This is a genomic window from Haloarcula sp. CGMCC 1.2071 (assembly GCF_037078445.1).
Taxonomy (GTDB): domain Archaea; phylum Halobacteriota; class Halobacteria; order Halobacteriales; family Haloarculaceae; genus Haloarcula; species Haloarcula amylolytica.
This window is the reverse complement of the sequence record NZ_JAYMGY010000003.1, coordinates 519265-531686: the sequence shown is the minus strand read 5'-3', so window position 1 is coordinate 531686 and position 12422 is coordinate 519265. Positions and strand designations below refer to the sequence as shown.

Here is a 12422-nt window from a genome sequence, read left to right as displayed (position 1 = left end):
GGACGAGAAGTATCGGTGTTGCTGTTTTCAGTCAGTCGTGGACTGCGCGGGCGACCGTGTCACATCGCGTTCCCCCGCGGGTGGGAGAGACGCGACTGCCGCCGGGAGCGCAGCTATCGGTACGGTGTCGTGAGCGTTGCTGGTGTATGCGCTCTCATCCGTCTCGACGGCGAGACAGGCACCGCCAGTCTCGACAACCCGGCTGTTGCCGTCACCGGTTTCGCCCGCTATCACGACGGCATCGGCGGCAGCGGCGAGGTCGGCGGCGCGCTCGCGGGCTGCGTCGTCGATGCCGGCGAAGGCCGGGACTGTGACCGCCTCGCAGCCGAGGTCCGCGGCCCGCTCGGCAGCTGTGTCGCCGGCGGGCACGACGCCGACGCTGACCCGACAGCCGGCTCCAACGAGTTTCGAGACGGCGGCGGCCGCCGGCCTGCCGGTTCCGACGACGTGGACGCGACGGGCGACCGATTCCCGGTCGGCCAGCGGGGTCACGAGCGGCGCGTCGGTGCCGGGCTGGGTCGTCACCAGCGTCTCCGCGTCGAAGGCGTCACGGAGCGTGTCGCTCGTGAGCACGTCAGCAGGACGGCCCGCGGCGCGGACCCCGCCGCCGGCGAGCAACACCAGTTCGTCGCAGTACCGCGCGGCCAGGTTGAGGTCGTGAATCGCGGCGACGGCCGTCTTCCCGTCGTCGACGAGCGCTCGGACCAGTTCGAGCGTGCGGACGGCGTGGTTGATGTCGAGGCTCGCCGTCGGTTCGTCGAGCAGGAGGACCGGCGTTTCCTGTGCAAGCGCCCGGGCGAGGAGGACCCGCTGGCGCTCGCCGCCCGAGAGCGAGGTGAACGGCCGGTCGGCGAACTGGGTGACGCTCGCACGCTCCATCGCTGTTTCGACGGCGTTCCGGTCGCCCTCGTCCATACGGTCGAACCGGCCGAGATGCGGTGTCCGGCCCATCTCCACGGTCTGTCTGACGCTGAAGTCGAACGACAGCGCAGTGCCCTGTGGCGTGCTCGCGACGAGGCGGCTCACTTCCTTCGCGGATTTCCTCCGGATGGGTTCGCCGTCGACGCGAACCGTTCCGTCGTCCGGGTCGAGCGTCCCTTTCACCGTCCGCAGGACGGTCGTCTTGCCCGCGCCGTTGGGGCCGACGAGGCCGACGAGCGAGCCCCGGTCGACGCTGAAATCGACACCCGAGACGACCGACTGACCGCCGAAGGACACCGCGAGGTCGGACACGTCGAGCATCGGTCCAGTGCGGTCCTGTCCCGGGTTCGTGTCGTAGGCTGCGGGCTGCTCGCTCATAGCTCGTGTACCTCCCGCTTCCGGAGCAAATACAGGAAGAACGGCGCGCCGAGGACGGCGGTGACGATGCCGACCGGGACCTCGGCGCTGCCCGAGCGTGCCAGCGTGTCCGTCGCCACGAGGAACGATGCGCCGGCGAGCGCCGCTGTCGGGAGGAGTATCCGGTGGTCCGGGCCGACGAGAAGCCGCATCACATGGGGGACGATGAGGCCGACGAAGCCGACGATGCCGGCGACGGCGACACCCGCCGCCGTGATGACTGCCGACAGCGCGAGCAGGACCCGCTTGGTCCGTTCGACCTCGATACCGAGGCTCTGAGCGTCCTCCTCGCCGAGCAGCATGACGTTCAGATCGCGTGCGTAGGCGAGCAACACGACGAACGGGATGGCGACGAGCACGACGCTGCTGGTCACTTCGGGCCACGACGCGCCCTTGAGATGGCCCATCAGCCAGTACAGCGCCCGGCGGATGCTCTCGCCGCTGTGGAGCAACAGGAAGGAGACGACCGCGCCGAGAAACGTCTGTATCGCCACGCCGGCCAGCAACAGCGTCGCGACCGGCGTGCGGCCGTTTCGCGTCGCGATGAGATAGACGCCGAAGGCCGCGACCAGCGCACCCACGAAGGCCGCGCCGCGGAGGCCGAGTCCGAACGGGATCACGACCGGCGCGACGATGAAGCCGACCGCGCCGACCGCCGCGCCGGAGGAGACGCCGATAATAGAGGGGTCGGCCATCGGGTTCCGGAAGATCCCCTGCATGATCGTCCCCGCGGCGGCGAGCGAGAAGCCGACAACCGCGCCCAGCAGTATCCGTGGGAGCCGGACCTGCATCACGATCTGTGTCTGGAGGTCGCTCACGGCGTAGGAAAACACATGGGCCGTGGTCACGTCGACGGCGGGGCCGGAGACCGAGATACCCGTCGGGACGACGACGGCGTTGAGCAGCACTTTCCCGACGACTCCGGGCGGAATCCACACCGGACCGATGCCGGCGCTCGTCGTCACCACGGCACAGAGGACGGCGACGAGTCCCACCGACCACCCGACGGTCCGACCCGCGAAACGCATGTATGAAAGCCCAGTTGCAGTAGATAAGTATTTATTGCTCCTGACACCCGCATAGGGCATGCGACGACTTTCTCTCGTATGCGTCTTTGTCCTGCTCGTCGGCTCGTTCGCGGGTGTCGCTCCGGCCGCAGCAACGGCCGACACGCAGGCGGACGACTGCTCGTTTCCCGTAACGATGACTGACGCGACCGGGACCGAGGTCACTATCGAGGAGCGCCCGGAGCGAGTCACGACGACCAACCCATCGGCGGCACAGACGATGTGGGAGATCGACGGCCGCTCCCAGGTGGTCGGGCTCACCCAGTACGCGAGCTATCTCGACGGTGCTGAGAGCCGAACGAACGTCTCAGCGAGCTTCGGCGTCAACGTCGAGCGTGTCGTCGGCACGAACCCGGACCTGGTGATCGCGCCGAACGCCAGCGCCGGTGACGTGGCACCGCTCCGGCAGGCCGGGCTCACAGTGTATCACCTCCCCGCTGCGACAACTATTGAGGATATTCGAGCGAAGACGGCGACTATCGGTCGGCTGACCGGTAACTGCGAAGGCGCGAGCGAAGCGAACGCCTGGATGGACGCGAACGTCGACGCCGTTCGGCAGGTCACCGCGGACGCCGAAGACCGACCGACGGCGCTGTACCCACTTGGCGGGGGGTACGTGGCGGCGAACAATACCTTCGTCACGTCGCTTATCGAACTCGCGGGCGCGGAGAACGTCGCGGCCCGCAACCACACCCAGTACCCACAGCTCAACGACGAGGTCATCCTCAAGCTCGACCCGGATGTTCTCTTCATCACCGAGAACACGGCGACCATCGCGCAGATGGAACCATACGCCAGCACGACCGCGGGCGAGACCAACACGACGGTCACCGTACAGGTGCGGAACATCAATCAGCCCGCCCCGCGGAGCGTGGTCTCGTTCGCGCACAACGCCACCGCACAGCTCTATCCGGACCGCTACGACGCCGACAGCTACGTTCCCCGATCGGCGGTGACGCCGGCCGAGACCAAAACGAGCGAGCCCACGCCCGCGGACCACACGCCGAGTACTGACCAGTCCACGACCGACGCCAGCGGTCCCGGGTTCACCGCCGTCGGGGCGCTTGTCGCACTGCTGGCGCTGGTCTGCACACAGCAGTTCCGCCGCCGGAGGCCGTAGCGCCATGGACAAGCAAACTATCCGCGAAACGGTCTGGGACGCGCTGGAAGAGCAGGGTATCGCCCGGTTCCCGTTCCCGCCCCACGACCGGATTCCGAACTTCGAGGGCGCAAGCGAGGCCGCACAGCGCCTGACCGAGACGGCGGTCTGGGACGCCGCTGAGACGGTGAAGGCGAACCCGGACTCGCCACAGCTCCCGGTGCGACGGGCGGCGCTGCGGGCCGGCAAGACGGTGTACATGGCCGTGCCACGGCTCCGGGACGAGCGGTGCTTCTACGAACTCGACCCCGACGAACTCGACGACATCGAGGCGGCACCGGCGGTTTCGAACGTCGCGGACCACGCGCGACAGGTCGGTCCCGAGGCGGTCGGGAGCGTCGACCTCGTGGTGTCGGGTTCGGTCGCGGTCACCGAGGACGGCGCGCGTATCGGAAAGGGCGAGGGGTACAGCGACCTCGAATACGCCGTCCTCCGGGAACTGGGGCTGGTCGACGAGACAACGCCGGTCGTGACGACGGTTCACGAACTCCAGATTGTCGGCGGCCCCGAGGGCGTCGTCGACACCGCCGTGCCCGTCGACGACCACGACGTGCCGATGGACTGGATCGTGACGCCGGAGCGAACTGTCGAAACGGCGACCACGCACACGACACCAGCGGGCGTCGATTGGGACGCGCTTACCCCGGCGCGCATCGACGAGATTCCAGTGCTTTCGACCCGCCGGCCCGACTGAGATTGTGGCCGCTATAGCTGGGTTAGAACCCTGGTAATGGAAGCTTACCGGCGGTACAACTTTAGCCCCACACGCCTTGGAACGCATATGGATACGCCCGTGGCTACGCCGAACCGTCACGGGGCCGATGGGACCGCCGGTCGAGTGCGTGTCCTCTACGTCGACGAGGACTGCGACGACATCACGGCGGTCAAGGAGGCGCTGACTGGTAGCACTGACGAGTTCACGGTGACAGTGTGTGAGACGGCGGATGACGCGATCAGAACTATCGAGAACGCGTCGTACGACTGTGTTGTCAGCGAGTACCAACTGCCGGACCGAGACGGAATCGAACTGTTACGGGCCGTCCGGGAGCGGTCCTTCGACCTCCCGTTTCTGCTCTTCACTGACAAGGGGGACGAGAGCGTGGCCAGCAACGCTATCTCTGCCGGCGTCACGGACTACGTGACGAAAACGCCGCTTTCGGAGCAGACGGAACTGCTCCGACAGCGAATCACCGCTGCTGTCGCCCGCTATCAGGAGGAAGCGGACATTCTCGACCGGATGACCGACGCGTTCTTCGCCGTGGACGAGAACTGGGAGTTCACGTACGCCAACGAACGCGGCCGACGCGTTATCGGCCGTGTGATGGGGGCAGAAATTAGCACTGCGGACCTACTGGGGCGCAACATCTGGAAAGTGCTTCCGTCCTTGGAAGGAACAGAGTTCAGCAAGCAGTACCGGCAGGCGATGACCCAGCAGGAACCAACATCCTTCGAGGCGTACTTCGAGCCGCTACAGACGTGGTTCGAAGTGTCTGTGTACCCGTCGCCGGCCGGGATTTCGGTGTATTTCCGTGACATCACTGAGCGTCATAAGCACGAGAAGGAGATCAGGGGTAGAGAGCGGACGCTCAGAGAGATTTACCGGGTCATCTCCCGGAAGGACCTCGATTTCGAGGACAAGGTCGAGCGCCTGCTCGAAATCGGACAGAACGTCCTCGGAACCGAAACGGCCGCGCTCTCACGCATCGATGGCGACATGTACGTCTTCGAAATCGTGCGCGACCGGACGGGGGCCATCGAGGCGGGCGATGCAGTCCCGCTGGACGCGACGAACTGCGAGCGGGCCGTCGTCGAGGAGAAGACGCTGGTGCTCGCTGATATCGCCGAGGACCGGCCAGAACTAACTGAGAGAGCGGGCTACGCCGAAATGGGCGTCTCCTGTTACCTCGGCACGCCCGTTGTCGTCGACGGCTCCGTATACGGTACGTTCTGCTTCTACGGCACCGAGCCACGCGACTCGTTCTCGGAGTGGGAAGTCACGCTCGTCGAGTTGATGGGGAACTGGGTCAGTTACGAACAGGAGCGCGAACGCCGCGAGCAGGAACTCACCCGCGAGCGAAACCGCCTGGAGGAGTTCGCCAGCGTCGTCAGCCACGACCTCCGGAACCCGCTCAACGTCGCGTTCGGCCGGCTCACGCTCGTCGACGAGGCGTACGACGGGGACCCGGAGCACGTCGAGGCGCTCCGGCGGTCGCTCGAACGGATGGACGAACTCATCGACGACGTGCTCGCGCTCGCCCGCGGCGGCCACAAGGTCATCGACGCGACCGAAGCGTCGCTAGACGATATCATTACGGCCGCCTGGGACACCGTCGAGAGTTCGGACGCGACGCTCGAACGCGTCGACACGGACGCGCGAATCACGGGCGACCAGACACGCCTCCAGCAACTGTTCGAGAACCTCTTCCGAAACAGTGTGGAACATGGTTCCACAAGCAGTCGGACGGAGTCCGACGACAGCGTGGAACACGGGGGCAGTCCGACGGGGGCCGACGACACCGTGACCGTCCGCGTCGGGACGCTCTCGGACGGGCGGGGGTTCTACGTCGCGGACGACGGCCCCGGTATTCCCGAGGACGAGCGCGACGAGGTGTTCGAACGCGGCTACACTACGAGCGAGGACGGGACCGGGTTCGGACTGGCCATCGTCTCCGAAATCGTCGACGCACACGGTGCTCGGATCACCGTCTCGGAAAGCGAAGACGGCGGCACGCGCTTCGACGTGACCGGTATTCAGGTCGAGTGAAGTTGGTCGACGCAGTCCCGGATGAGGCCGTCGACGTTTTCGGGGAGCGTCGGGTGGTAGGCCCGATCCGGAAGGTCGCGCACGTCGAGTCCCAGCTCGACGATGATCTGGAACTTCTTTGCGAAGCTGTCCGCGTGGTAGTGCATCCCCTGCCAGCCGAGTACTGTCCCGTCGTCGGCGTCGACGACGAGCTTCGCCAGCCCCTCGGGCACGTCCTTCGATTTGAACACGCCGTCGTCGCTGGCCTGTCGCGTCGCCGTGACGACGTCGTAGCCAGCCGCTTTCGCCGTCTCCTCGTTGTGGCCGACGCGGGCGTATGGGTACACGCCCAGCCCGGAGAAGATAACGTGGTGGTGGACGTTCCGGTACTCTTCGAGGCTTCCACCGGCCTCCTGCCGGACGATGTTCTCGGCCGCGGTAAAGCCCTGCTCCTTGGCGACGTGGAGAATCGGCTCCTTGCCGTTGACGTCGCCGACGGCGTAGATGTGGTCGGCGTCGCGGGTCTGCATCGTGTCTTTCGCCCAGTCGCCTTCGACCGAAACGGGCGTGTTCTCAAGCCCCAGTCCCTCGATGGTTGGTCGGCGGCCGGTAAAGAGGAACAGCTGATCGGCCTCGAACGTCTCCTCGCCCCCGTCGTCGTACTCGACGGTGAGGCGGACGCCGCCGTCGTCTGTCTCCTCCAGTTCCTTCTCGTAGCAGTTCGTCGGGATCGTCACGTCCCAGTTGTCCTCGTAGATGGAAAGCGCCTCGTCGCCGAACTCCGGGTCGCCCTCGTCGATTGGCCGGTCGTCGTGCTCGATGACGGTGAGGTCCATGCCACCGGCCTCCGCCAGATACGGGACCATCTCCATCCCGATGTATCCGAAGCCCATCACGATACCGGAGTCGGGGAACTCCGTGGCGTCGAGTACCTGGTCGCTGGTCATGAAGTCGACCTCGTCGATGCCGGGTGTGTTCGGAACGTTCACGCTGGAGCCGGTCGCGATGACGACGTAGTCGGCTTCGTGCTCCTCGCCGCCGGCCCGAACCGTGTGCTCGTCGACGAACGTGGCGCTGTCGTAGATGAATGTCACGTCGTCGCGCTCGGCCATCTCGTGGATGGAGTCCCGCCGGTGACCGGCCCAGCCGAGTACGTGGTCGTCCTTGCGCTCGACGACGGCCTCTAGATCAACCTCCGGCACGTCGCCGACGAGACGCTCGTCGTGGCGCGCCTGGAAGCGATGGGCTCCCGCGGAGAGCACTTCTTTGGACGGCATACAGCCACGAAGGATACAGAGGCCACCGCCGGGCTCGCCGTTGTCGATGAGTGTGAGCTCGATGTCCTCCTCCTCGACGAGGTCGCCGGCGACTGCGGCCCCGGCACTGCCATACGCGCCGATGATAACGACGTGAGTCATACCAGTGCTAGGGCGATGCCCGCAAATAAAGGCTTCAATGGCGTGTTTCGCCCGAACACGACCGGCAGTGGAGTCGTGCCTCGGGGCCGCGGATCAGTCGTCGCCGTCGACGGATGCCGGTGGACGCGACCGCCCGAGCCCGAGTATGCCACGAACCGACCAGTCGGCGTTGAATACCCGGTCCCAGACGACGAGCGCAGAGGGGATCACCAGGAGGGACGCGAGGAAGGCGTACGCGATTGACAACGCTGTCAGGATACCGAACTGACCGATTGCCGGGAACACAGCCAGCCCGAGCACGCCGATTCCGAAGGTCGTGGTGAGCATACTCCCGAACAGCGCGCCGCCGGTCCCGCGGACGGTCCGGTCCAGCGCCGTTTCGAGGTCGTTTTCCTCGAACTCGTCGGCGAACCGGTGGGTGACGTGGACCGAGTAGTCGACACCCAGACCGATAGTTATCGCCAACATCGTCGCTGTGAGCGCGTTGAACGGGATATTGAGTAGCCGCATCGTCCCGCCGAGCCACGCCACCGTGACGACGACGGGGATGATGTTCACGAGGCCGAGCGACGGCCGCCCTTCCAACATATTGTAGATGAGGATGAGGAACACCGACGCGCCGATAAGCGCAATCGCCAGTGACTGGATGGCCGACTCCAGAATCAGGTCCGAGACGGCCTGGAACACGACGACCGAGCCGGTCGCCGTCGCCTCGTACCGGAAGTCGTCGGCAACGTCTCTCGTATCGGTGGTCACCTCTGCGTCGGTCGCGTCCGATTCGACCGTGTAGACGACGCGTGCGCTCCGATAGTCCTCGGTAATGTAATTTAGCGCCGTACTGCGGGCCGGCGAGTCGAGCAGATACTCGTAGATCTCTTCGAGGTTATCGTCCGGGACGCCGTTGTCGTTCCGGTCGTTGCGCTCGACCATCCGGCGGAACTCGGGGTCGCGCTCGGCCTGGTCCTGGATGACCGTCACGATAGACGTCGAATCAGCGCGTCCGTCCTCTCGGATGAACGAGTCCGGCGGGTCGTTACCCGCCCGATACATCTGTTCGAGCGCCGCGTCGTTCCGCATCGGCCCCTCTACGTACACCGTCGCCTCACTGGACTGTGTCGTGTCGAACCGGTCGTCGAGGAAGTTCGTCACCTCCGTTACGGTGTACTCGCTCGGGGCGAACGGTTCCGGCAGGGCCTCGACGAAGTCCGGGTTCTCCTCGGGCGGCAGGAAGTCCTCCTGGCTGAACGACGTCGAGACGCCGGTGGCGTAGTAGCTGGCGCCGACCGTGGACACGAGGACGATGACGAGGAAGATGACCGGGGCGCGGTTCGAGATGACGACGCCGCCGCGCAACACGTCACCGAGTGCGGAATCCTCTGCACCCAGCGGCGTCTCGCTGAACGTCGGGATTGGGTAGCGCTGGCGGAGTCGGTCAAGCTCCACCTTCGCGGCGGGTAGGAACACCCCAAAGATGAGGAAGGTGAAGGTGATACCGACGGAGGCCACGTAGCCGAAGTCCTGAATCGGCGGTAGCGCGCTGGTGAGGTTCGCGGCGAACCCGATGACCGTCGTCCCGGTCACGATGAAGAAGGCGACAAGCAACTGGTCGGTCGTGATTCGCATCGAGTCCTGTATCGACGCCCCGGTCTCACGCTCCTCGCGATACCGATTGACGGCGTGAATCCCGAAGTCGATACCGACCGCCAGCAACAGCGGCGGCACGGCGATGAGCATCTGCGAGAAGGGGATGCCGGCAAGCCCCATGAAGCCGAACGTCCAGACGACGGCCATAAACAGCGCGAGTAGGCCAAGCGCCATGTCCGCGAGGTCGCGGTAGGCAATCGTCAGGAAGAACAGGATGAACAGCACTGCCGCGGGCACGGTCAGGATGAGCGAGTCGCCGACGACGTTCGAGAACTCGTCTGCGACGATACCGCTGCCGAACAGGGTGATGCCACCGTGGTCAGCGCTGGCGACAGTGAACCCGGCCTGTTTCTGAATGCTCGTCAGCGGACTTGACCCGCCCTGTCCTGACCCAGAAGAGATTCCGGCCGGGACCTCGTGTGTGACGACGCCGATTGTCGCCGACGCCGAGGCGGCTTTACGGTTGAAGTCCTTGCTCAGCAGCGATTCGAACCGTGGGTTCTGCTCGGCCGCGCGCCTGACGGCGGCATCGATCTCACCCGGTGTCGCAGACTCGACAGCATAGACCTGTTGCTCGGTCGTGGTCGCCTCTGGATCTACCTGCTGGGCGACAATGCTGGCGGCGCTTGAGGTCGACGTGACACGGAGCTGTCCGTGCTGTTCCAGCCGATGCTGTGACCTGAGCATCCGGAGCAGCGCCGGCTTCGAGAGCACGTTGTTCTCCTGCTGGATGAGCTGTGTGCTCCCTGTATCCGGAGAGAAGGGCGGCGAGAACTTGTCGTTGACCTCCTGTAGTGCCTCCTCGGCGGGAAGTCCGGTCGTAAACTGCGACGTCCCGGAGTTGGTCGAGACGCTCCCGAGGCCGGCGCTGAAGACCACCGTCACGACCAGGAAGAGGAGCACCACCTTCCGTGAATCGTGGACGATGCGGTCGTCCGCCCAATCGATGTAGCGCTGGTAGTCCATGCGTTAGCGGAACCTGAAGTAGCCGCCGATGGCCAGGGCGGCCACGAGTGCGACGCCGATAATCGCCGTCAGCGGCGAACTGCCACCGCCGGAGTTGGTCACGGAGATCGGGAGGCGGTAGGTGTCGGACATCGGCGTATCTCCGTCCGGCTCCTCGTACTGGAAGTCCACCGAGACGGGGTAGCTTTTCGTCATCGCGGAACCGCTTGCGCTGATACCGAACTCGATGGTCGTCGACTCGCCCTGGTCGAGGCTGTCGACGTACGCCTGATCGTCCGACACGGAGATGGGGGACTCGGCGAACAGCTTCGCCTCGATATCGGTCAGTCGCTCGCCGGCGTCGTTGGTGATGGTCACTTCGAGCGTGCTGGACCCGCCAACGTCGACGGACGCGTTCGTCGTCTCGACGATGAACTCGTCAGCGCTGCCGTCGACGCTCTGCCGGATTTCGAGCGTGTCGCTCTCGCGCTGGTCGCCCTCGCTGTTGCGGTAGTTGGCGACGAAGTCGAACTGCCGCGGGCCGGAGTTCGCGTTGTCCGACACGTCGGCGTCGAACGAGACGGTCGTGGACTCGCCCGGTTCGAGGTCGCCGACCGCGTACTGGGTCTCCTTCGGCGAGATGTTGTCGTGGGTGCTCGCCCAGTTCAGGACGACGTTGCGGACTGTTCGGTCGCCGGTGTTCGTTAGGGACGCTTCGATGGTTCCGTCATCGCCCGCCTGGAGGGTCGACTCCACGTCGCCCATGGCGAAGGACTGTTCGGGTTCGGGCGTGAGTCCGAGCGAGATGTCGTCAGCGACGCCGGCATCGCCTTCGGGGTCGTCGTAGCTCACTGACGCCGACAGGGCGTAGCTCTGTGTCTTGGCGTCGTCGCTGGCGCTTGCGTCGACGCTCACCGTTCGCGTTTCGCCGGGCTCCCAGGAGCCGACGAACTGCGACGTGGACTCGGACTGTCCGAACGTAATCGCGCTGTTCTGCGTGGTAAGCGACACTGTCGCGTCCGAGACAGTGACAGGACCGTCGTTGCGCAGGGTCACGTTGTAGGTCCCGGAATCGCTGACAGCGACGGCGCTATCGGTACTTTCGACGGTGAACGTTTGCTCGGGGTCGGGCGTAATACCGAGCGAGGAGGCGGTCGTGCTCTTTCGCACCCCGTCCGTGTCGTCGAAGTCGACCTGAAGGTCGAACTGATACGGTTCGGCTCTCGTATCACCGCTCGCACCGACGCGGTACCGGAGGGTACGCTGTTCACCGGCCTCCCAGGTGTCGATAAACCGGGAGCTGCTGGCGTCGCCACCGACTGTGAGTTCAGAGTTCGTCGATTTCAGCGTCACCGAGGCTTCTCGGGCCGGTTCATCGCCGGTGTTCTCGACGGTGACTGCGACCGTGCCGGTCGAGTCGACGCGTGCGCCGGAGTCGACGCTTACCACGTCAAAAGCTGCATCGTCGTCGATGTCGAGTTCGAGTTCGATCCGTTTGGTCGCGGTCTCTTCGTCCCGTGCACCGTCGTTTTCCGAAATGTAGCTCGTGTACTCGTATTCGACGATGACAGGAACAGTGTAGCTCCCGGGACTTGCGTCGTCAGCGACGCTGATGTCGAAGGAAATGGGTTGGGTCTTCCCTTCCGGGACGGAACCCACAGCCTGTTTGCTCGTTGTCACCGTAATCGGGGCGTCACCGTCGTTGACTTTGACTGTGGTCCCGCGGGCGGTCGTCACCTCGCTGCTCTGGACTCCCTGGGTCGAGGACCCGGAGTCGATCGTTCCGCTGTTGACGAGGACGACGTCGAGTGTCGTCTCCTCACCGGGCGTGACGGTATTATCGACGAACGTTGCGTCGAAGTCGGGGCTCCCGGTTACGGCGGCGATCGCCGTTCCGGATGCCATGAGCAATGCGACAACTGCCAGCGTCAGTAATGTTCGTGGTTTCATGCGTAGGGACACTTCGGACATTCCTTGCCGTTGTTTCTGTCTGGAGCGGACGTCATGCTTGGGAGATCGGGATATGTACCCACATACGTCTGTGCAGACTCCCGCCCGAACCGTGTACATCGAACGAACGTTCGGTCGTCTATCAACGTTGTGGTTCC

Annotated in this window: 8 protein-coding genes; 3 read left to right on the top strand and 5 right to left on the bottom strand. The window is 65.1% G+C overall.

The window, feature by feature from the left end:
• Positions 1-27: 27 nt before the first annotated feature.
• Positions 28-1299: an ATP-binding cassette domain-containing protein gene (locus tag VI234_RS10130; protein ID WP_336329906.1), complete on the bottom strand. Its 1272-nt coding sequence runs from the start codon at positions 1297-1299 to the stop codon at positions 28-30.
• A complete protein-coding gene (btuC, locus tag VI234_RS10125; RefSeq protein WP_008310771.1) occupies positions 1296-2366 on the bottom strand; it encodes a vitamin B12 ABC transporter permease BtuC in 1071 nt (356 codons plus the stop codon). The genes VI234_RS10130 and btuC overlap by 4 nt, the downstream gene beginning before the upstream one ends.
• 58 nt (positions 2367-2424) lie before the next feature.
• Between btuC and VI234_RS10120 the strand changes: the two genes are divergently transcribed.
• The 3 genes from VI234_RS10120 to VI234_RS10110 all read left to right on the top strand — a co-directional run bounded on the left by VI234_RS10120 (position 2425) and on the right by VI234_RS10110 (position 6328).
• Entirely contained in the window at positions 2425-3525 is a 1101-nt protein-coding gene (locus tag VI234_RS10120) for a PGF-CTERM-anchored ABC transporter substrate-binding protein (RefSeq protein WP_336329905.1), read from the top strand.
• Positions 3526-3529: 4 nt separating this feature from the next.
• Complete coding sequence (locus tag VI234_RS10115; protein ID WP_336329904.1) at positions 3530-4258, top strand: 5-formyltetrahydrofolate cyclo-ligase; 729 nt, start codon at positions 3530-3532, stop codon at positions 4256-4258.
• A gap of 87 nt (positions 4259-4345) precedes the next feature.
• A complete protein-coding gene (locus VI234_RS10110; protein WP_336329903.1) occupies positions 4346-6328 on the top strand; it encodes a hybrid sensor histidine kinase/response regulator in 1983 nt (660 codons plus the stop codon).
• Here VI234_RS10110 and VI234_RS10105 read toward each other — a convergent pair.
• From VI234_RS10105 to VI234_RS10095, 3 genes are all read right to left on the bottom strand, one after another.
• The gene (locus tag VI234_RS10105) at positions 6316-7725 is read right to left on the bottom strand and encodes a dihydrolipoyl dehydrogenase family protein (RefSeq protein ID WP_336329902.1); all 1410 of its coding nucleotides are present in this window, start codon (positions 7723-7725) and stop codon (positions 6316-6318) included. The genes VI234_RS10110 and VI234_RS10105 overlap by 13 nt on opposite strands.
• Positions 7726-7818: 93 nt before the next feature.
• Positions 7819-10335 carry an efflux RND transporter permease subunit gene (locus tag VI234_RS10100; RefSeq protein ID WP_008310755.1) on the bottom strand — a complete coding sequence of 839 codons (2517 nt, stop codon included), beginning with the start codon at positions 10333-10335 and terminating at the stop codon, positions 7819-7821.
• Positions 10336-10338: 3 nt separating this feature from the next.
• Positions 10339-12264, bottom strand: a complete 1926-nt coding sequence (locus VI234_RS10095; RefSeq protein ID WP_049942961.1) for a COG1361 S-layer family protein — start codon at positions 12262-12264, stop codon at positions 10339-10341.
• Positions 12265-12422: the final 158 nt, after the last annotated feature.

Bases quoted from the DNA above. Each gene is read 5' to 3' on its own strand.
- VI234_RS10130 (WP_336329906.1), bottom strand. From the start codon at position 1,299: ATGAGCGAGCAGCCCGCAGCCTACGACACGAACCCGGGACAGGACCGC.
- btuC (WP_008310771.1), bottom strand. From the start codon at position 2,366: ATGCGTTTCGCGGGTCGGACCGTCGGGTGGTCGGTGGGACTCGTCGCC.
- VI234_RS10120 (WP_336329905.1), top strand. From the start codon at position 2,425: ATGCGACGACTTTCTCTCGTATGCGTCTTTGTCCTGCTCGTCGGCTCG.
- VI234_RS10115 (WP_336329904.1), top strand. From the start codon at position 3,530: ATGGACAAGCAAACTATCCGCGAAACGGTCTGGGACGCGCTGGAAGAG.
- VI234_RS10110 (WP_336329903.1), top strand. From the start codon at position 4,346: ATGGATACGCCCGTGGCTACGCCGAACCGTCACGGGGCCGATGGGACC.
- VI234_RS10105 (WP_336329902.1), bottom strand. From the start codon at position 7,725: ATGACTCACGTCGTTATCATCGGCGCGTATGGCAGTGCCGGGGCCGCA.
- VI234_RS10100 (WP_008310755.1), bottom strand. From the start codon at position 10,335: ATGGACTACCAGCGCTACATCGATTGGGCGGACGACCGCATCGTCCAC.
- VI234_RS10095 (WP_049942961.1), bottom strand. From the start codon at position 12,264: ATGAAACCACGAACATTACTGACGCTGGCAGTTGTCGCATTGCTCATG.